Origin of the sequence: Eudoraea algarum (genome assembly GCF_050589645.1) — a bacterium.
Classification (GTDB): Bacteria; Bacteroidota; Bacteroidia; order Flavobacteriales; family Flavobacteriaceae; genus JBNGOQ01.
Genome location: NZ_JBNGOQ010000001.1, coordinates 511,993 through 532,364 on the forward strand (window position 1 = coordinate 511,993; position 20,372 = coordinate 532,364).

The following is a 20,372-nucleotide window of genomic DNA, read 5'->3' on the forward strand; positions in this document are numbered from 1 at the left end:
AAAATGTAAAGTGCTTAAAATCAATGACATAATTTAACGAAATTGCCCGTTTTTTGTTGTGAAAAATGCTTTTTGCGTGGTGAATCAAGAGAGAATTGAAGTGTTAAAACGGAATTTTTTAACATGTATTAGCCTACTTGATAGGATTTTCTTCCCCATTTTGGTCCCTGTTCCCTGGTATTGTGGTGGAATAAGACCCCTATTTTTGGCTTCCTGGGTATAGTATTCGTCCTTAAAAGGGTACTTGGGATAGACGGCATTGAACAGTTCGTTCCACCAATTATGGGCAATTACTGCCTGTATGACCCGAATGGCATCGTCCAAATGGATGAGATTGGTAAACACCTTGCCATGGGTGGGCAGTTTTTTTCCTGCAAGCATATGAATGGGATGCCTTTTTGGTCCAAGGAGTCCTCCAAAACGTATGATTGTGGTATTGAGCTCACTGTCCTTAACAAATAGCTTTTCGGATTCCAATAGCTGTTTTCCCGATGCGGTCACCGGACTTGGAGCGCTGTCCTCGGAAACCTCCCCTTCGATTTCCCCATAGACCGAGGTGCTGCTGGCAAAAATAATCTTCCTGGTTTTTGATGCTTTGATTGCTTTATGCAGTCGCCGCATTTTTTCCACGTAATTTTCTGCATTGCGCTGCCTCAGCTTTGGGGGGACGTTGATGACCAGGACATCTACCCCGAACAAAAAATCATGGATTTCTTCGCTCACGGCCTCCTCGGAAAGGGAGATCTTGTAAGCCAAAATACCCGCCTCCTTCAATAGTCCCAGTTTTTCCGGTGAAGTGGTACTTCCTTTCACCTTAAAACCATCCTCTATGCAGGACTTGGCCAGTGGCAGCCCCAACCAGCCACAACCCAGGATAGCTATGCACTTACTCAAACCGGGCCTTTTTGGTCACTAAAATGGCATCATTGAGTACGAATGGCATGGGAATACTATTTTCCGGCCGGGGTGGAACGCTAAACAAGGGATTGTTCAGCAGATCGTTGGAGGCTTCGTAGAGCGTAAGTTCCAGTACGGAATCCTTTGGGAAGCGCAGTCGTAACTCGGTAGGGGTGTTATCGCTTATGTAGTGCGTTACCAATTTCCCCCGTTTTCTGTGTTCCAAATAATAGGGAGATAGGGGAATGTTGTTGACCGAGGCCGTTGTTATGGGGATGTCATTGGAAAAGACCTCCAAACGGTTCACGGTCCGCTGCGGACTGATGCAGATTTCCAACAATCGCTCATTTCCTATGAGGGTGTCCATGGTCGTTTCGATTTTGGGTGCTGCAATGGTTTTTGCCGGCGCACTGACCACATAGGTAAAGCCGGCAGCATATTTACTGCTGATGGTCTTATCGGCCAGTTGTTGGGGTACCGTTTTATCGGCCCCTAGGTATTGTGCCGTCCAATCCGAAAGCTCGTGCTCGTAAGTGGCCCATTGGGCCGTATTTTTATCGGCGTCCAGCACGTATAAAAGGCTGCTGGGTTTCGCATTTTCTTGGGAAAAACCCGAATTCAGGTGCGCACCCACCATAAAACCCAAAAACAACAACAGGCCAATGGAAGCTAAACGCCCCATATGTTTAAAGTACCCAAAAATGGGCAGGAGCAGCAAAAAGAGCAGGCTGGTGAACAGCGTGGCGGCAATCATCATCTTCAATCCAAGTCCTACAGGGAACATCTTAATGAAAGGCGCATAGATCCATATGGCGGGAAGCGCCAAAAAGACCAATAGATACGGACTGGGATGTTTTTGGTTAAGCACCACCAAGAAGGAGGCCAGGAGGGCAAAGAGCGGAACGATAAAAAAACTGGCACCCCTTAGGTAAACCGAAACTACTGCACAGAGCAGAAACCATATGAAGATAGGGGCCACCAAAAGGTTTGGTGTGCCTATTTTTTTGAACTTGCGGTAGACCCAAAAACAAACCGCCACCGAAAGCAATACAAAGGCAGCGATATACGTATGCCCATTATAGGTGAATCCGTGGAGCATATCTTCGTATTCGGGATAGGCCCATTTTAAAACCGACCAGCTGTAGAAACCAATAAGGCCATTGATGACCAAGGCCAGCAAGGCAGGCAAAAAACCCGAAAAAACACCTTTGGTCTGTAGTGCATTCCGTCGGAATCCGTGAATCAATAGGACCATAAAGAGCAGTGCGGCCAGTCCCCACATGGGCCATATCCAGGCAAAAGGATAGGATACCAGCCTAAAAAATGGCACATTGAAATAGATATAGTCGTCCTGGCTTTTCAACCGATCCAGGTCCACATTACTGAAATGTCGGAGCAAGGGCATCAGGTAGCTTCCCTGGTGGGCAAGGGTATTTACATCTAATCGCTCCGGCGTATCCCGGGCGGTATGATAGTCGTAATGATCATCAATAAAGGCGAAATTAAAGCCTTGGATGTCGCCATCTTCCCTAAATACGGTTAGATCGGTGTCGTTTGGCAACATCTTGTATATGCTATAGGCCAAGGAATTGGCCACGGGAAATTCTGGATCGGCTTTGGAGAATTCATCAATAAGCTTCCCATTGCCCCCATTGGTCTCAATGAGCATATAGCTTGGCCCACCGCTGCCACGGGCCTCAAAATTTAATACCAATCCCACCTCCTTCGCCCAGGCATGTTGGCTTACAAAAAGATCCGCTCCGTTAAGGCCCAACTCCTCGGCGTCGGTAATCAAAATGATAATATCGTTCCTGGGCGTCTTTTTTTCGGATAGAAAGGCGCGCACACTTTCCAAAATTGTGGCCACGCCACTGGCCGCATCACTGGCACCCAGGGAGGAATGGGGACTGCTATCGTAATGTGATAACAGTAGCAGGGCTTTTCCCGAGCCCGAGCCCTTTATTCGAGCCAAAATATTGGTGGCTTTGCTGAGGTTGGCCCAGTCCCCGGCCGTATACCCTTCCTGCAAGCTGGTTTCCAATCCCAGTTGCTCCAATTCGGAAACAATATATTGTCTAACCGCTGCATGGGCTTTAAAACCCACTCCGTGAGGGGCCTTGGCCATCTTTTCCACATGCGCCATGGCCCTATCGGTAGAAAAAGAAGCCTCCGGAAGGGAGCGATTGTTGGTATAGGAAGGTGTTAACGCCCGAAAACTCCAATAGGCAGCCAACAAAATGAGTAATAGGCAGGTGAGGGAAGTAATTTGTTTCATTTTTCAGAAGTAGCTAATTGTGGCCTAAAAATATAAAATTCTCAAGGTTTTGTGTATTTCATCCAATATTATTTAAAAAATTCACGGAATTTCACCAAAATTCACTAACTTTATTAATCAACCTAAAAAGTAATTACTATGGGAATCAAGAGTTTTCAGGGGCGTAGGGCAAAGGAGGTTTCCAAAAAGGAATACAACGCTCCCATACTGGTAGAGGATTATATGACCAGAAAATTGGTGACTTTTAGACCCGAACAATCTATTTTAGAGGTCATGGAGTCCTTTGCGAAGAACAAAATTTCCGGGGGACCGGTAATGGACGATAATGGATTCCTGGTCGGAATCATTTCCGAAGCGGATTGTATGAAGCAGATTTCAGAAAGTCGTTACTTCAATCAGCCCATATTGGACAAAAGTGTGGAACGTTTTATGACCAAGAATGTGGAGACCATTGCGCACGATATGAGCATTTTTGACGCTGCGGGGGTATTTGACAAGCACAATAGACGTAGATTGCCCGTAATGAAAAACGATATCCTGGTAGGGCAGATCAGCCGAAAGGATATTGTGATCGCAGCCCTTAAGCTCAGCGGTCAGAACTGGAAGTAAATTTTTACGGACAAAAATTTCCTTATCCCTATTCCCGTTTCACGATCATATAGTAATCATTATCCAACGGAAGGTAACCCAGGTCGTATAAAAAGTAGTATACCGTACCTTTCTGGGTAGTGTATAGATGTGTGAAATACTCAAAATCAAAACCTTTGTCCAACAGCCTGTTTTTGGTGGTTTTGGTCTTGTTCTCCTTTAAGGGAAAACTGTCCAGTATCCTATAGTTCTTTCGCAATCGGTTATTGATGTTACGGATAAGGTTTTTACTGTCCTTATTTATTTTGTTGTTATAGGAATTACGGCAATAGTCCGAGCAGAATTTTTTGTCTACCCGACCTACAATGACCTCATTGCATTCCAAACAGGTTTTTTGCACGCTAACCTTGCCTTTTATAATTGAATTTTACCTCTTCCTGGGAGCCATCCTTATTTGAGATCACGACATAGAGATTGATTTCGTTCTCCGTGACCTTTTCAAAGGTGAAATCATCAAAGTAAATACGATTTCCTTCAAGCTTTACCAGTTTAAAGTCTACCGTCTCCTCTTTTTCTTCCCAACCTTTAAAATTACCGTGAAAGTGCTTCAGTTGCAGCAACAAGCTTCCATCTACCTGCCTAATGCCCCCAACCTCATAGAACTGTACCGCACCGTCTACAACAAGCTTAAACACAAACATCATGGAATCTCCCAGGGGCGGACTCCATATTTCCTCGGTAATCCCTCCAAAAGCCTCGCCTTTCCAATGTCCGGCGATCCATTCCACATCGGCGAGCGACGCTTTGGGGGAAGCGGCCCCTTCTTCCAAGGAAATCGTGTTTTGGGCGCTGCAATCTAGGGTGCACAGCATGAAACAAAGGATGAGCATTCTCATATCGTGGGTTTTAAATCGATACAATATACAAATTATGAACGCTTGTTTTATGGGAGGGATAAACCGGATAAAGCGAGACTTTCGCAAAACATGCCCTTGGAAGGGATTACCTAAAGGTAAAGATACACGCTAAAAAGATAGCTTGCAAGGATCCATAAATGCCCGGGCAAAATAGTCCTTGATATCGGTGTCGCTCATGGGCTGTAGCGCACCAAAGACAATCTCCTTGTACACTTTGTTGGTCAGGGTTCCGGGCAACAGAAATTGGGACCCCATCAGATAGCGGACCTGGGTCACGATCTCTTCAGCAAAATGGGTGGAAAAGTGTTTGGAAAGCACTGAGCTCTCGAACAGCTTTTCCAGGGAGATCCGGTCCCCTCTTTTAAAATCGTCCATGGCCGCCCTGGTATGCTCACATAACTGCTGGGCAGCCCTGTATTTGATCAGTAGTTCGCCCACTCGCCCTTGAAAGCTTTCCGATGCTGCCAAGGATTTGCCATTTTTTATTTTTTTCTTGGCAAAGGCTTTTGCGCAAGAAAGGACCTCGGAGGTTGCACCCAGATAGGGAGCGGGTATAAAGGCCTGGAACCACGCTCTTTGGTATACCAGGATTTCGCAGTTGCTGGCCTGGGAATCTGGCAAGGAAAGTACATTGGCATGGCCTACCCTTAGGTTCTTGAATTTTACGGCTTTGGTAAAAGATCCCTGCATGCTGTCTCCGAAGGCAGTATGTTCAAATTCAATTTGGTCATTGTCCAAAGGAACAAAGAACACTGCCTTTTCACCGGAGGGCAACTCTGCCGCGAAGACCACATAATTGGCCACTCCGGCCAGGGACATAAAAGGGGCCTTGCCCTGTATGGTATAGCCCCCCTTTTCCTTACGTGCTAGGATACCCGAATTTTCGGCCGTGTCCTTGAAGGTGCGGACAGAGCCCGTATTTGCAATCAATAGGCGTTCCTTCTTAATTTTGGCGAGCAGCATTTCCCTTTTCCAATAGGAAGTACTTTTCTTTGAAAGGGGATAGGCGGCAAGGGCGGCCAGCATATAATAATGCATGGACAGGGCTACGGCTACGGGAATGGAAATTTGTCCCATACCGTGTAGGACCTTGAAACATTCCCTATACATGGTCCCTGCCTTTCTTTCATCACAAGGGATGAAGGGTATGCGTGTGGATTTTAGATAGGAATAAAAGTCCTTGTAGTCCTTGGTCCGTTCTACGGTGCGAAGGCTTTGGTATACTTTTTCCAAGGGGTCTTGCTCCTTCTGGGGTAACTGTGATAGTGCAGTGCTGTTCATTTTTCTACGATTTTTTAGTTGAAGTGATATGGGGGGCAAAAGTTAGAGTCGGGGCAACCACATGCCTGTGGTGGCCGCAAAAATTCCGACCCCCGTTACCATAGTGATGACAAAGAGCGCTATAGCCATAGTGGTTTTGCCCAGGGTGCCGCCCCAGCGCTGGGCCGCCAGGTAAAGCTCCAGGATGGCCAGGGGCAAAAGGTATTGGGCAAAACCCAGGAAGGTAAGGAAAGGTCCCCGAAAGGTTTCCGGATCAAAGCCTACAGGACCCCCGTTTACAAAAAGCCAGAACATAAGGCCGATTCTAAAAAACCAGACCCCGTTGACCACCAGAAACAAGCGGAGGGTCCAACGTCGATGTACGGGGAAGTTTTTGGCTACCGCATAGCGCCAGGCCAGGGCAGCACAGAGCATAATGAGTACGGCATTGATGCTGACACTGATATCGCCCACCAAGCCCGAGATGGTTCCACGGGTCCACACCATGTACAGGCCGTCCACGCTGATGAGAAAGGCTAGCATAACGTATAACCGCCCGTTCCAACGGTGAAAACTGGGGGCATGGGTCCGGGTTTGTGGAATAAGCTGTAGCGGTCCGCCCACAATGATGATTACGGCCAGCAAGATATGCAGGGCCACGGCCAAATTGCCCATGGTCTCGCCCTCAACATAACCGTGGGGGAGTACTTCGTTCCATCGCGCAAATTCCCCTTGCAGCGCAGTACCGCCGTAGAATGCGCTTACGTAATAGACAAAGATCCATTGGCCGAGGACTGCGACCAGAAACCAAAACTTAACTGCGGCATTTAGGAGCGCGTCGGCTCCGATTTTTCTGGGTAGGGCGGTACGTACCCCGCTGTCTGTTGTATTCATGATGTTCGTTTTTTGATTGATGATTGATGATTGATGATGATGTTTGCCTTAGCACTGTCCTTTTGGGCCCCTAACCCCCATGGGCCATGGGCCTGGTGGGTGCGGAGACCAAAGAGGAGCTGTTAAAGCCCCTGACCAATAGCCATATGATGAGAGAGATGATATGAAGACCGTTGTGCATGTATACGTACATGGGCACGCTTTGGCCAAAGATGTTGGACCAGCAGGCCAGGAATACGCCACTGACCGCCACCATGCCCCAGACCGATAAAAAACGGGGAACCAAACGGGTCTTAAAGAAAAAGTAGAACAGGAAAAGGGAGGCCGAACTATAGAGCATGAGGCTCATAAAATGGGACCAAAAATATTCCTCTATTTTCACCATGCCGATGGCGTTTAAAACACCCTGGTCCGATGCTGCGGTCCCCAAATACTCCTCACTTAAGGATAAAAGGGAGAGGTGGCTCATATTGCCCGAGATGATAATGGCAATATTGGCGATCCAAAGCCCAAAAAATGCAAGGGCCAAACTGTGCCGGTATTGTTTTATCAGCGGGTACAATACAATGGAAATCCCCACCCAAAGGGAGCTTGCAATCATGTCCAGAAGTACTGAAAATCGCATTTGCACCGCGTTTTGGGACACTTGATCAAGGAAATCGGGCGTCTCGTATAGCGAACGGGACAGTCCTCTTAACAGGGTTCCCGGAGCCCCTGAAATGACCACGATTAGTAGTAAAACTCCTATAATTCTACCTAATTTTTTGTTTGCATTCATGATGTTCGTTTTTTGATTGATGATTGATGTAATGATTGTTCGTTTTTTGATTATGGTATGCCTGTCAATGGTTTTGTTTTTTAGTTGGAAAAATCGATTTCCTTGGAATCCCCGGTGATTTTCACCTTGGAATCTGAACTTCCTATACATTTCACCCTGGTGTAGGACAATTGCAGTACCCCCGTGCTGTTGCCCTCAAATTCCAGTACCACCTCCTTTCCCGAAACGGCCCCGTTGGTTTCAAAGTGGGATTGCGTGCCCACTTTTAAGGTATCCAGAAATGGGTTGGATAGGAAAATCTTTATTGAATCTACCTTCCGTATCCGCTCGGTGCCGGTTATGTTCAAGGTATAGGGGCCTTGCACCACCTGGATTTCGGGCAGCAGCTTTTCCGGAGCTTCCAAGCGCAGTGAACCAAGGCTGTCCTGTTGAAAATAGACGTGGAGGCCTTTGCCCACGGACAACGTTTTAAAATCCGTTAGGGTGCGTGCCTCGCTTCGCCGATCGCCCAAGTCCTCCTTGGGAGCCCCTTTACGCACATAGCCATGTACCCTTAGCTGAAAAGCGGTGAAAAAAATAAAGACCACCGCTATGGCACCCCATATGATCAGATTACTTTTTTTCATGGTCGGTTTCATTTTTCTGTTGGTCAAATGCGTGCCTTACTTCTTCAAAGCTGATATCCAACAAGCGCATTTTTTTGAACACATCGGGGAGTACCTCTCCCATAAATTCCTTTTTCTTAATATTCAGTACTTTCCCATAGCCGTTTTCCGAGACAAAATACCCGATTCCCCTTTTGTTGTAAATCACCTCTTGCTCCTGCAAATGGGTAAAGGCACGTATGGCGGTATTGGGATTTACCTCGACCATCACGGCAATCTCACGGACCGAGGGAATCCGCTCGTTGTCCTGCCACCTTCGTATCAGGATGTTTTCGTAAAAGAAGTCCACTATCTGCAAATAAATAGGTTTGCTATTGTCAAAATCCATAGTTATACTTCCTTTTCCACCATCTTTACATATGCCGTTAACAATAGTACGGGTCCCAATATGCCGGCGAACAAAACAATACCGGCTCCGACAAAATCACTTTTGGCACTGTCAAAGGCATACGAGGCCAAGGCATCATCGTCAAACACCCCATGGCCGTGATTGAGGATGCCGTAGAGCAACATATTGTAAAACAACACCCCCAAGACCAGAAGGACCAGGAAGAGCAAGGTCTTGCCTACCCGGTTTTTGCCAAAGGCAATGGCACCCAACAAAAAGACCGGATGAATAAAAAAGTAAACCTTCACCACCTGCCAGTATGCCTCTTGAAAAAGGGACAGCAAATGAAAATTCGCCCCGAAAACAACACTGCCCACCAAAATGGCAAACTGCCCGATTAGGGGAGCCACTATCGAGAACAGCAGTGTGTAGAGCACAGTCGTGGCAAACCACGCACCGATGAGGCGCTCCAAGGGGGACACCGGAAGGGCGAAGTACAAATGGTCCATTTTTTTGTGCTGTGCCTCCCTAAAAATGGCAAAGGTGAACACCAGTCCCGTTAGAATATAAAATAGACCAAAAATGCCCGTAAACTCCCCGTCCGTAAGGTTTTTGTCCCTAATCATAGCGAACAGGCTAAAGAGAAACAACGCACCACCGGCCACAGAAAGGCTGGTAATCAAGGTTCCCTTGAGCAGCACAAGGTCCCGATAGATAAAATGGCCGATACGCTTTGGATTAAACTGTGGTGCCATGGGTCGCTATGTTTAATGCTTGATTTATTTGTTCCGGGGCCGTTAACACGGCATTGAACAACAATTCCAAATCTACTTCCGTTTCGTCCCTATGGGCCCGGGGAAGGACTGATTTTCCACCAAAGGAAGCCTCGGAAAAGATGAGGTGCTCGGTGTCGTCCGCTTGGGCCTTTCCAAACCATAGGCCTTCGGAGACCTCGTATAGAGAACGGTCAAATACAAGCCCCGCATTGTCCAGGATGACTACGTGATTGATCAGGCTGTGCAGATCCCTTACCTGGTGTGTAGAGATTACAATACACTTTCCCTGATCTACGGCGGAGGCCATGATTTTTCTGAACTGGCTTTTGGAGGGGATGTCCAGTCCGTTGGTGGGCTCGTCCATCAACAACACTTTGGTGTTGGCAGCGATACCGAAGGCGATGAGTACTTTTTTCTTTTGCCCAAAGGATAAGCGACCGATTCTTTCGTGTGGGCCCAGCTTAAATTCCTCCAACAGCGTATTAAAACGATCTTTGGAGAAGTTGGGATAAAAAGGGGCATTGATCCGTGCGTAGGACGCAATCCGAATTCCGGGCAGTTCAAATTCCTCGGGTACGATAAAAATTTCCTGTAGGCCTTTGACCGTTCTGCGCTCGGAGCGTTCACCCATCACAAGACAACTTCCGGTCTTGGGGTACAACAGGCCCGCCATGATTTTGATCAAGGTGCTTTTTCCCTCCCCATTTTTCCCAAAAAGCCCATAAATATTGCCAGGCTCCAGCTCCAGGGAGATATTGTTAAGAACCATTTTGTCCTTGGGATAATGAAATCGCAAGCGGTTGATCGCTATCATGATTAGTGTATTAGTTATCTAGTACACGTCAAAAGTAACAAACAAAATCGGATATACAAATTTTTTTCTTGAAAATTGAAAAATTCCGAAGGGTTGGAACCTTATCCGCATAACCCTTACGAAATCATTCCTTCAGCAGTATGGCAGGTAGTTCCAGCGCCTTAAACAACTGATTATAGGCCGCCATTTCCTTGCTTACAATGGCATCCCGCTCCTTTTCGTAAACGGCCCAATCTGCCAACAGGTCCTTTAGACGTTCCTTGGCCCCCTCGGTCACCTTGGGTTCCGCGGTATCCACAAAGCCCTTTAGGTACATGAGTTCCGCATTGAGTTGGTTGTTGTAATTAATGACGTCCTGAAAGGTCTTTTGCTCGGGCTGTATGAGGCTCTGCTCCCAGCTATCTATCCGTTTTATCAGGACCTTTCCTTTTTTAATGAGGCTATCTGCCCCGGAACGGTCCTTCAGCAGCTTGGCATAGGCTTCCAACTGTGATTTGGCAGATCGCATTTGGTTCACGGACTTGTGAATATCCTCCACGGTCTCGGTTATTTGAACGAGTAAGGCTTGCTGTTCCTCAAAATCTGCTTGGGTAGCCGCTACTTTTGGATTGGGCAATACCCGTACCTCGGTTTCGGAAGTGGATCCTTCAAGGCTCAGTTTTAAGGTATAACTTCCCGGACCGATTCTACCTCCCCCATAGTTGCCAAATACAAAAACCTTGTCCACCGCAGGCAGGCTTTCCCTTCTAAAATCCCAAGTATAGCGGTTGTATCCCTTTTTGGAGGGCAGTACCGCCGGTTTTGAAGGTCCGCCTGGCCAGGATTTGAAGTCCTTAGGTTTTTTATTGGTCAGGGTCCGCAGCAGTTTGTCCTTGTCCCAGACTTCCAATTTTAGGTCCAGGCTATCCGCATCCTTGTCCAGGTGGTAATCAAAGGTAACCCCTTGTTTGGGGTTTTGTCCCAGACCGGGAACGGGTTTCTCGCTGCTCCCGCCAAAAATCAGATAGGTGTCCTTAGGTGGGAATAGGGTCACGGTCTTGTTGGGGGGTACGCGGTGCTGTAGGGCAGCGATATCATCCAAGATCCAAAAGGAACGGCCTGCCGTGGCCACCACAAGATCATTGTCCCGGATAACCAGGTCATTGATGGGGACGGGCGGAAGGTTCAATTGAAGGGACTGCCAATTCTCACCATCGTCAAAGGACAGATAGAGCCCGGTTTCCGTACCGGCGTACAATAGCCCCTTTACCTTCTTATCCTCACGGACCACCCGTACAAAAGTGTGTTCGTCGGAGAAACCGTTGACGATCTTGGTCCAGCTTTTTCCGTAGTCCGAAGTTTTAAAGATATAGGGTTTTAGGTCCAGAAATTTATAGCGCATGACCACGGCGTAAGCCGTTGCCGGGTCGTGCGGGGATACCTCTATGCTGTTTACAATGCCCTCGGCAAGGCCTTCTGGAGTAACGTTTTCCCAATTTTTGCCGCCATCCCGGGTAATATGGATCAGGCCATCATCAGAGCCTGCCCAAATGACCCCTTCCTCATGCGGTGAGGCCGTCAGGTACATTATGGTATTGTAGTTTTCCCCACCGGCCGCCTCATTGGTATAGGGTCCGCCACCGGGACCATGCTTGCTTTTATCGTTACGGGTGAGGTCCGGACTCACCACGTCCCAGCTGTTTCCCCCATCGGTAGTTTTGAAGACCACATTGCCCGCGTGATAGATGGTGTTACGGTCGTGCGGGGAACTGATGATCGGAGCGTTCCAATTGTACCGGTACTTAAAATCCTCCGGGGCATTACCCAGGGCAAGCTCTGGATATTCCTTTATGGGCTTGCCCTCCTTGGAGGCTTTCACCCATTTTTCAATAATCCCCTGGTAACAACCGCCATAAATAATATCGGGTCGATCGGGATCAAAGGCGAGATAGGCACTTTCACAACCGGCAACGGAGTACCAATCCTTCCAATCGATACCGCTATCGTTGGTGCGGCTGGCAATGGCTATGGCCGAATTGTCCTGCTGCCCCCCGTATACGTTGTAAGGGACCAGATGGTCCGTAATGACCCGGTAGAACTGTGCGGTAGGCTGATTGGTTTGGGGGCTCCAGCTTTTGCCCCCATTGTTGGAAATATTGGCGCCCCCGTCATTGGAATTGATCATCTTGGAATTATCGTAAGGATGTATCCATAAATGATGGTTATCGCCGTGGGGGGTGGGCAGATTGCTAAAGGTCTTTCCCCCGTCAATGGATTTCATGACCGGGGCGTTGAGCACATAGACCCGGTTTTCGTCCTGAGGGTCGGCATAGATTTCCATATAGTACCAGGAACGGGCAATATTCACCCGGTCCTTGTTGATTTGCTTCCATTTTTTACCAGCATCATCGGAGCGATAGACGCCGCCTTCCTTGCCTTCGGCCTCGATAACGGCAAAGACACGTTCCGGATTGGCACGGGAGACCGAAATGCCCACCTTGCCGAATTCCTTGGGTAGACCCTCTTCCATTTTATCCCATGTACTGCCTCCATCGGTAGATTTGTAAAGGCCCGAAGCTGCGCCCCCGGATTCCATGGTCCAGGGATAACGTCGGTGCTGCCAGAGCGCAGCATAGAGGATCAGCGGATTGTTCATATCCATGGAGAGCGAGGACGCTCCTGTCTGGGTATCTACGAACAGCACCCTTTCCCAACTGTTCCCCCCGTCTTGGGACCTATAGATGCCCCGTTCCTCCGTGGTGCCATACTGTGCTCCCTGCGCGGCAACAAAGATGATATCGGGATTCTTCGGATGAATGACCACATCCGAGATATGACGCGTTTTGTCCAGTCCCATATGGGTCCAGGTCTTTCCGGCGTCGGTGGATTTGTAGACCCCGTCTCCCATGGAGGTCATTACCCCCCGTGCTGCGTGTTCGCCCATACCGGCGACCACAATATTGGGATTGCTCTCAGCGACCGCCAGGGCACCTACCGTTCCGGTCTTGATAAAATCGTCCGATACATTTTTCCAAGTGATGCCATCATCCACGGTCTTCCAAATACCGCCTCCGGTGCTGCCCATGTAATAGGTCATGGGCTGCCCTACCACTCCGGTAGAGGCTACACTGCGCCCCCCGCGAAAGGGACCGATATTACGCCACTTAAGTCCGTGGAAAAGGGAGTCCTGGAGCACCACCTTGGGCGGTTGCTCCTTCTTTTTTCTTTTTTGTGCAGGTGTGCCAAGGGGGTATAACAAAAGGGCCAGCAGGAACAAGGAAACAGTCTTCATATTATATTGGTTGGATTTTCAACTAAATATAAGCAAATATGTGAAGCTGTTCACCAATACCCTGGTGATATGAATATGGCGTTATCCCTTGGAAATCAAAACAATACTAAACTCGCGTTAAAAATCTTAAAAATTTTGGCTATGGAAAGCAACCCCCTTTATTTTGCCCATCTAGAAGAAGTGAATAAAAACAAACCGATGAAGAAAGGACTCATGGCCCTATGCCTAACCGTTTTGGTCGGACTGCTTTCCTGTTCGGGCGATGCAGAGGAGTTGGCGCCGGTAGTGCCCAACCCCGACCCCGATCCCGTGGCGGAGCTTTTGTACCTTCCCGTGGTGGTCCATGTGCTGCACAATGGGGAGCCATTGGGAGAAGGGCCCAACCTATCCGCGGAACGGATTGCCAGACAGATCGAGATCCTCAATGAGGATTTTAGAAGAAAGCAGGGTACCCGCGGATTCAATGAGCATCCGGACGGGGGGGACGCCCGTATCGAATTCAGACTGGCGAGACAAAATCCCGATGGGGAGGCCAGTACGGGCATTGTGCGGATCGATACTTCGAGCGTTGCGAAGCCCAACTTGGGCTATAACGTCAATCATTTTGCACAATACAGTTATTGGGCCCCGAACCAATACATCAATATCTGGACCACGCCCTTGCCCGATGACGCCAAATGTGTGGTACTGGGAGAAGCGTCAGGGCCGGACACCGATCTGCCCGGGACCGAGTTGCTGTCCCTTCCAGGACCCGGGGATGCCGAGGGCATACTGGTTAACTGGAACCATTTTGGGGAATCGGATATCGATTGCCATGCGCGATGGGGGAGGACCTTGACCCACGAAATGGGGCACTACCTGGGTTTGCTCCATACTTGGGGCGGCAAGGACTGCGCGTTTAACGATTATTGTGATGACACCCCGGCGGTGGACAAAACCGTTTTTGGCCGGGAGGCCTTTGCGGGCTGTGCAGGAGAAAACATCATGATCGGCAACTATATGAACTACTCGGACGATGATGTCATGAACATTTTTACTCTGGACCAAATTGCGCGTATGCGATACGTGCTGGATAAGCACCCAGGGCGAAAAGCGCTTTTGACAAGTCCGGGATTGAACGCGCCTTGATGGATAGGTTGCCTGGGCGTCTAATCTCCTTGGATTGTTGCTTCGGCACCAAATATACAATATGGGAAAACCCTCCTGAACCTGAAAAAGAATCCGCAGTCACATACGACCCAATTCTTAATAAAGGCCCCATCGATCAGGTATTGACATACTCTGAAGGTGAACAATCAAATTGTTTTTTGAAAGCGGTAGCGAAATATGCCGGTTGATTGAACCCCACCGAATAACCCACTTCGGAGATATGGGAATGCCCTTCTTTCAACAGTTTTGCGGCCAATTTCAAACGCTGTACGCGGATGAACTCGGACGTAGAAAGTCCGGTAAGCGCCTTTAGTTTACGGTGCAGATGCATACGGCTCAATCCTATCTGTTCAGAAAAAGCGCTTGCATTGAACTCGGGGTTGGTCAACTCCATATCCAGTATTTGCCGAATTCTACTTATCAGTTTGGCATCTGCCGAGGTTAGCTTGACCTCTTTGGGGCTCAGAATCACTTGCTTATTCAACTTTTCACGTATGGCTTCCCTGGTGGCTATTAGTTTCTCAATGACAACGCGCAGCTTTTCCTCCTTGAATGGCTTTACCATATAGGCGTCGGCCCCGGTTTTGAGGCCGGTCAGCTCATTTTCCTCGCCAGATTTTGCAGTCAGCAGCACAATGGGGATATGTGAGGTTCTTTCATCGTTTTTAAGGGTATTGCTCAAGTGGATGCCATCCTTTACCGGCATCATAATATCCGAAATGATCAAATCAGGGATGGTTTTGAGTGCACTGTTTATCCCCTCTTCCCCATTTTCCGCTTCGAGGATTTGATATTCTTTTTTGAAGAGCGTTTTGATGAAAAGCCTGATTTCGGCATTGTCGTCCACAACCAACAACACGGGAAGGGAGCTTTCCTGAAGCTGTTCTTCCCCATTATTTTGTTCTAAAAGCACTTCTTTCTTAGGTTTTTGGATCTTGGTAGCTGCCCCATCCTCTAGGCTTACATCTGCTTTTGAAAAGGCATTTTTTGATACCGGTAAGCTTACCTCAAACGCTATGGTAGCAGCATCCGGTTTGTAAGCGTGTATGGTCCCATGGGAAAGGATTGCCAACTCTTGTACCAATGAAAGGCCAATACCAAAACCCTGATGCATGGCATTGTTCTGGTAAAAACGATCAAATAAAAGGGGAAGTTCTTTTTCGGTCAGATCGTTGTTTTCGTTAACCGTTGTTATCAGTATCTGTTGGTCCTCTTGTACGGCCTTAAAATCAATGCGGCCTCCATTCGGATTGTACTTTAGTGCATTGGATAACAGATTGGACACTACTTTTTCTATCACATCGCGATCAAACCAAACCTTTTCCGGAATATCAATTTCACTCTTGAACGCCATGTCCCTTTGGGTTGCCTGATAGTGGAAGGGCTCTATCAAATGCTTCAGGAAAAGTTCCATATTTCCTTTGGAAACCCTGAGTTTTCTGCTGCCGGCCTCAATTTTCGAAAGGTCCAATATCTGATTCACCAACTTCAACAGACGACTGGCATTCCGTTGGATCAGTCCAAGGTCGGTCTTATCATCAGAGGAAAGACCCTCCTTGGACAATTGGTGGGCAACCGGACCGGATATCAAGGTCAATGGTGTTCGGAATTCATGGGAGATGTTGGCGAAAAACTTCGATTTTGCCGCTTCCAATTGCCTCAGCTTTAGATTCGTCCGCTGTTTGTTCTTGAAAAGGACAAACATGGTAATCAACGCCAGCCCTAAAACGGAGATGCCGGCAAGGAACAGATTGCGCTGGTTTTTGGTCTTCTGTTCGGCCAACTGCGCCTGTGAGGTGAGGAGCGCGATTTCCTGCTCCTGCTTTTCATTTTGGTATTGGGCTTCAATTGCACTGATGCGTTCCAAGCTCGACTTTTGGTGCATACTGTCCTTTATCCGGATTAAGCTGGCCTGATGTTCATAGGCGTTTTTGAAATCGCTCATTTCGCCATAGGCCTCTATCAAAAAGGTATAGCTGTCCGTGAGGTAGGAAGTAGCCCCTTTTTTTTCGGCCAAATCGATTGCCTTTTTGTAGCTGGCAACCGCCTTGTCCAAATTATTGGTTTTGCGGTACAGCTCTCCCAAGCCGTTATAGGAATAAGGAAGGAGGCTTATTTGTTCTGTTTTTTCCGCCAGTGCCGTGGATTCCCCAAAGTATTTTTTGGACAGATCGTATTTTTTTTGGGATAGATAGATGTACCCCAAATTACTGCCTATGGTGGCCATATTGGAAAATCCGTTTACGGACTCAAAGTGGGCATAAGCGGTTAGATAGTGTTTTTCTGCGGCGACTAGGTTATTGGCGGCCTGCTCAATATTGCCGAGTTTGTTCTCCATGGTATAGTAGCCATTTCTATCTGAGGTTTCCTTAAAAATGGCCTGTGCCTGTATAAAATACTCCTTTGCCTTTTCATCCCTTTCCAGCCGGTAATACAGGTTGCCGATCCAGGCTTTAATGGTCCCTCGTAAGCCAATCTCTCCATCCGGTAGGGCCTTCTCGGCTTCCACATAGGTATTCACCGCTTCCTCGTATTTCCCCAGGGCATCGTATATTCTGCCCTCGTTCATCTTTATTCTGGCAATTTTTTCGCCAGATATAGCGGAATTTTCATCCGCTATCCTTACCGCCCTCTGCACACTGAGGAGGGCACTGTCCAGGTTTCCTTTTTTTTGATGTACGTTCGCTATCCATTCCAAGGCATTCAGGGAAATATTGGGTTGCATGGTCCGTATACCTATTTCCAATGACTTTCTTAAATGGTAATTGGCAGAATCGTAATTGGCGGAAGTGACATACAGATGGCCCAATAAATAATGCCCCCCGGCCGTTCCTTTTTCGTACCCGGATTTCATAGACCTGGAGATCATGTCGCGGGTTACACGGGCCGCTTTTTTTGGCAGGGAATCGTAGTAACCAAGATACAATTGCCGTTGTATCGCTATTCTAACACTGTCACTGGAGGTGCTGGTCAGCAGCCGTTCCAGGGAATCCATCTGTTTTGGAGTTTGGGAAAATAGCCCATAGAAAGTAAATAGAAGGGCAAGGGTAAGGCCAAAGGTTTTCATGGTACTGGTTTGTCATAAAAAGATACAAAAACTTGAGCCATCAGCGGTAATAGGTAATAAACCCGGAAGCCGGAAATTCGGACGGACAGCTACCCATGGTCTCCCGAGCCACCCGGAGGCTGCCGTCTGGCTGCAACTGCAAGTAAAAATAGCCCCCGCTGGACGGCTCGTAACAATGTTCGGTGGTCACGGTCTCGGGATCTATATGAGTTGCCGCACCCAGGGATATCCGATATACGTCGGGTTCGGTTCCACGGACAATCTTTACCGTGCCATTCAAAGTGGTGGCCACCAGCAAGGGTGAAAATTCGGTCTGGCCAAAATGCGGGGTGGAAAACACCTCCACGGTATCGAACCAGGGTCCGGCAATGGTTCCTGCCCTACCTCTTGGCCCTCTACAACTTAAGGGTTGGGCCAAGGGTTTCGGACCAAAAAGATCATACATTTGACTACTTAGGTCGGAGGTGAAGTAGTCGTAAGGACAACTACTGTATCTAAAGGTTTCCACGGGATGGAAACGGTCGTTGTTCAAAAACGTGAGCGGTCGTTCGGAATGGTACACCCCAAAGTCAAAGCTCTTGGCCTGGGCCGTGCCCGAGGTGGTCCCAATCTGTTCTCCGGCCGAAACCGGTAAGAGGGTAGGAGGCTGGCCTTCGAACATGCTTATGCCTTGGCCCACGACCAAATTCCGAATGGAGGGTATGGGGTTGGTGACATGCCCAAAACGGAGGGCCACCTCACAGCTGGCTTTGAACACCAATTGAAAATCGACCCCATCACTTGTAACATTGATTAAATCCATATCCACCGGGGCGTAAATGGGTACTTCTGTCACTTCCGGTTTGATGAACACGTAGGTATGTGCCGAAAAATTGTGGAACGCTTGCAGTTCGCCCAGGGGTTCAATGTGTTGGATGTCATCGAGGTCCGTAAAGGAGGCCGTGAACCGTACATTGGGATTGGAACCGGTTTCGCAAGCCGATAGGGGGGGCGGACCACTGTCCTCATCGCCCCCGCAGGCAAGGGTCAAAGAACCCAGGGCCAGGATGGCAAAATACCGTGTTATGCTGTAGGGTCTGCCGCTCATACGTTTATCTTTTGGCCATAAAGGCGTTGTTTTTGTCCGTAAACCGATACAGTCGTTGATCGTTGCCCCCTTTTTCATAAAAACTGTCTTCCTTGGTGGTTCCCTTATAGGCAACGATGTGCAAATAGTTCAGGTTCCAGTTATCTCCCCCCATGCCTCCACCAAAAGTGGTCTGTAAAATCACTTTGGATATCTCGGAGGTGGCATAAATAGGTTGGTTCAGTTTAATATCCAAGGAAGTGGTGGTATGATCCTTCCAACGTGTCCCTTTGTTTACATTTTTTACGAGTTGCCGCTTGCCATTACGGTAATGCACAACAATATTTAGATTGTCCTTGCCGCCCCTAAGGTCATCATCACCCGTTCGTATCCAAAATCGCAGCTTGTCAATGGGTTTACGGGTCGAGGTAGATTTCCCTTGGCCAACGCTCCCAGAACCGGTTTGGGTGGAAGATCGGGAAGCTACGGTGGGGGATTTACTGTTGATGTTGGCCAGAAAGACCTTGTCCCGCCCCGTAAAGCGTTTTAAAGGGGCTCCGCGTTTGTCGTAGATTTTCTTGTTCATATCGAACCCTTTTGCGTGGATAAGAAGTCGGTTCAAATTAAAGTTATCATTGCCCGAAACCGTGTTCAATTGAACCGATTTGATCGTGTTCAAGGGTACGGGCCTCCGCAGGGGTATGACGATCGACTGGGCATAGTCATCGATCCATTTGTTTCCCTTATTCACATTGTACACGCGTTGGGGTGTGGAGTTGTGATAAAAAACGGTCAGGTTCAGGTTGTCATTGCCACCTCTGAGGTCATCGTTGCCCACTCCAAATTCAAACACCAATTCGTGTACTTTTCCGTCGTTGGGATAGTCCTTTAACGAAGTCCGTATAGGACGGTGGATACGGTAGTTTTGGTCCACAAAATAGGTACGCCATCGCATATGCGGCTTTTCCATATAATAAAAAACCTGCCCGTTAAAGTCGGGCACTAGGGTCATCGTTTCATTGGGATAGTTAGGGTCATAGGTGTAGATTTTCATTTTACGTTTGTAGGTGCCGCTTGCCAGATCTCGGACGGTCCCAAAATCATAACCAATGGCCAGCACCTGGTGGTTTCCCGGGTCCGAATCCTTCTCTCCAACACTTTGAAGGCCCAAGGGTACCGGTTTTCCCCGGTCAATGAAGGTGCGCAGTTCATTGATCCTGCTTCCCTTCTTGTTCTCTACCCCCCAAGTAAAGAACTCACCGTTCCGGGTGCCACCTGGATTAAACCCGATTTCTGCCCATTTGTCCAGATTTGAGGTAATGGAGGTTACTTGGCGTTGGTACAGGTATTTTTGCAGTGGACTGCCCTCATTGGGTCTTAAAGTGGTTTTTGGAGCGGGGATATCCCTGGCGTAATAATAATCCAGGGAGGCATAGGTCATTCCCCCGCAAAGACCACCTGTTCTCCAATCAATGGCATCGATAAAGATGTTCTTGAAGCTGTTATCAAATTTGAAGCCGTGTTGTGCAGGTTTAAAAGTGGTCATCTTTTTGGTCTGGCCCAAAAGGGAGTTTCCCAGGATGAGCAAAACGGTGAACAGTGCTATTCGTTTCATTTTTTTGAGGTT

General features: G+C 48.2%; 17 protein-coding genes. 2 read left to right on the top strand and 15 right to left on the bottom strand.

Annotation, left to right across the window (positions count from 1 at the left end; genetic code table 11):
- Window positions 1–84: 84 nt before the first annotated feature.
- Together ACRD67_RS02330 and ACRD67_RS02335 are read right to left on the bottom strand one after the other, a co-directional pair.
- Window positions 85–894, bottom strand: coding sequence for an NAD(P)H-binding protein (locus ACRD67_RS02330; RefSeq protein WP_430965422.1), 810 nt, complete (start codon window positions 892–894; stop codon window positions 85–87).
- A complete protein-coding gene (locus ACRD67_RS02335) occupies window positions 887–3,172 on the bottom strand; it encodes a M28 family peptidase (RefSeq protein ID WP_430965423.1) in 2,286 nt (761 codons plus the stop codon). Before ACRD67_RS02335 ends, ACRD67_RS02330 begins: the two co-directional genes overlap by 8 nt.
- A gap of 138 nt (window positions 3,173–3,310) precedes the next feature.
- Here ACRD67_RS02335 and ACRD67_RS02340 point away from each other — a divergent pair, with 138 nt between their 5' ends.
- Window positions 3,311–3,781: a CBS domain-containing protein gene (locus ACRD67_RS02340; RefSeq protein WP_430965424.1), complete on the top strand. Its 471-nt coding sequence runs from the start codon at window positions 3,311–3,313 to the stop codon at window positions 3,779–3,781.
- A 28-nt stretch (window positions 3,782–3,809) separates the two neighbouring features.
- Here ACRD67_RS02340 and ACRD67_RS02345 read toward each other — a convergent pair whose 3' ends face one another.
- The 10 genes from ACRD67_RS02345 to ACRD67_RS02390 form a co-directional block, all read right to left on the bottom strand.
- Entirely contained in the window at window positions 3,810–4,160 is a 351-nt protein-coding gene (locus ACRD67_RS02345; protein ID WP_430965425.1) for a hypothetical protein, read from the bottom strand.
- A gap of 1 nt (window position 4,161) precedes the next feature.
- Window positions 4,162–4,656, bottom strand: a complete 495-nt coding sequence (locus ACRD67_RS02350) for a DUF6265 family protein (protein WP_430965426.1) — start codon at window positions 4,654–4,656, stop codon at window positions 4,162–4,164.
- A gap of 129 nt (window positions 4,657–4,785) precedes the next feature.
- Complete coding sequence (locus ACRD67_RS02355; protein WP_430965427.1) at window positions 4,786–5,958, bottom strand: acyl-CoA dehydrogenase family protein; 1,173 nt, start codon at window positions 5,956–5,958, stop codon at window positions 4,786–4,788.
- Window positions 5,959–6,000: 42 nt separating this feature from the next.
- A complete protein-coding gene (locus tag ACRD67_RS02360) occupies window positions 6,001–6,831 on the bottom strand; it encodes a DUF2306 domain-containing protein (protein WP_430965428.1) in 831 nt (276 codons plus the stop codon).
- Between the two features lie 70 nt (window positions 6,832–6,901).
- Window positions 6,902–7,609: a DUF4386 domain-containing protein gene (locus ACRD67_RS02365; protein ID WP_430965429.1), complete on the bottom strand. Its 708-nt coding sequence runs from the start codon at window positions 7,607–7,609 to the stop codon at window positions 6,902–6,904.
- Window positions 7,610–7,689: 80 nt separating this feature from the next.
- The gene (locus ACRD67_RS02370; protein ID WP_430965430.1) at window positions 7,690–8,235 is read right to left on the bottom strand and encodes a GIN domain-containing protein; all 546 of its coding nucleotides are present in this window, start codon (window positions 8,233–8,235) and stop codon (window positions 7,690–7,692) included.
- Window positions 8,222–8,602: a GntR family transcriptional regulator gene (locus tag ACRD67_RS02375; RefSeq protein ID WP_430965431.1), complete on the bottom strand. Its 381-nt coding sequence runs from the start codon at window positions 8,600–8,602 to the stop codon at window positions 8,222–8,224. Before ACRD67_RS02375 ends, ACRD67_RS02370 begins: the two co-directional genes overlap by 14 nt.
- 2 nt (window positions 8,603–8,604) lie before the next feature.
- Entirely contained in the window at window positions 8,605–9,357 is a 753-nt protein-coding gene (locus ACRD67_RS02380; protein WP_430965432.1) for a hypothetical protein, read from the bottom strand.
- Entirely contained in the window at window positions 9,341–10,192 is an 852-nt protein-coding gene (locus ACRD67_RS02385; RefSeq protein ID WP_430965433.1) for an ABC transporter ATP-binding protein, read from the bottom strand. Before ACRD67_RS02385 ends, ACRD67_RS02380 begins: the two co-directional genes overlap by 17 nt.
- A gap of 124 nt (window positions 10,193–10,316) precedes the next feature.
- Window positions 10,317–13,463, bottom strand: coding sequence for a VPS10 domain-containing protein (locus tag ACRD67_RS02390; RefSeq protein WP_430965434.1), 3,147 nt, complete (start codon window positions 13,461–13,463; stop codon window positions 10,317–10,319).
- A 141-nt stretch (window positions 13,464–13,604) separates the two neighbouring features.
- On the opposite strand from ACRD67_RS02390, the gene ACRD67_RS02395 reads away from it, so the two are divergent.
- Complete coding sequence (locus ACRD67_RS02395) at window positions 13,605–14,591, top strand: M43 family zinc metalloprotease (protein WP_430965435.1); 987 nt, start codon at window positions 13,605–13,607, stop codon at window positions 14,589–14,591.
- Between the two features lie 136 nt (window positions 14,592–14,727).
- Here ACRD67_RS02395 and ACRD67_RS02400 read toward each other — a convergent pair whose 3' ends face one another.
- The 3 genes from ACRD67_RS02400 to ACRD67_RS02410 are packed head-to-tail and all read right to left on the bottom strand — an operon-like array spanning window position 14,728 to window position 20,360.
- Window positions 14,728–17,679, bottom strand: coding sequence for a hybrid sensor histidine kinase/response regulator transcription factor (locus tag ACRD67_RS02400; RefSeq protein WP_430965436.1), 2,952 nt, complete (start codon window positions 17,677–17,679; stop codon window positions 14,728–14,730).
- A 40-nt stretch (window positions 17,680–17,719) separates the two neighbouring features.
- Complete coding sequence (locus tag ACRD67_RS02405; protein WP_430965437.1) at window positions 17,720–18,766, bottom strand: hypothetical protein; 1,047 nt, start codon at window positions 18,764–18,766, stop codon at window positions 17,720–17,722.
- Window positions 18,767–18,770: 4 nt separating this feature from the next.
- On the bottom strand, window positions 18,771–20,360 hold the full coding sequence (locus ACRD67_RS02410) for a hypothetical protein (protein ID WP_430965438.1): 1,590 nt from the start codon (window positions 20,358–20,360) through the stop codon (window positions 18,771–18,773).
- Between the last annotated feature and the right edge of the window lie 12 nt (window positions 20,361–20,372).